This window comes from Pseudoalteromonas sp., assembly GCF_036960685.1.
Lineage (GTDB): Bacteria > Pseudomonadota > Gammaproteobacteria > Enterobacterales > Alteromonadaceae > Pseudoalteromonas.
This window is the reverse complement of record NZ_JBALXK010000084.1, coordinates 1-509: the sequence shown is the minus strand read 5'-3', so window position 1 is coordinate 509 and position 509 is coordinate 1. Positions and strand designations below refer to the sequence as shown.

Sequence of the window (509 nt, the reverse complement as noted above, 5' to 3'; positions counted from 1 at the left end):
TGATTTAGACGAAACACGTAAATTTTATTTTGCCTCCGATCAATCGTATATTTTGCTTGAAGCCGACCTCCCCCATGCGGTTGTTCAAATTGTGACAATGCATTGTTCAAATCAGGACAATGGAGTGTCACGTTTTGAACAATGACTGGTGACGCGGCCTGTAGGGCATATTCGGGCATTGTGTACCACTTTGTGCGGTCATATCCTGCTCTATTGTGATTACCTACAATAACTATTCCATCGGCTTCTAATTCACGCATTAATCGACCTATCTTGCTAGGTGAGATATATGGGATTAATTCAGCAAATGCAGTGGCACTGTTAAACGTCCAGTAGTAGCCGTCAATAGCTTTTTTACCGTTAGCCTTGGCATGGTCAAGCCAGTACTTTAAATTATTCAGGAGAACAGCTTTCTCAACGCCATATAGCACAGCATCGTCCACCTGAAAGTGGTGTGTCTTAATCATAATTTTATATCCTGTTAATCCGGAGTAAAGATGGCGCGGAAC

The 509-nt window shown here is 42.2% G+C and carries 1 protein-coding gene; it reads right to left on the bottom strand.

The annotated features are described in order from the left end of the window. Positions 1-467: hypothetical protein (locus tag V7783_RS21170; RefSeq protein WP_442961406.1), on the bottom strand; the 467-nt coding region annotated here is incomplete at its 3' end. Positions 468-509 lie beyond the last annotated feature (42 nt).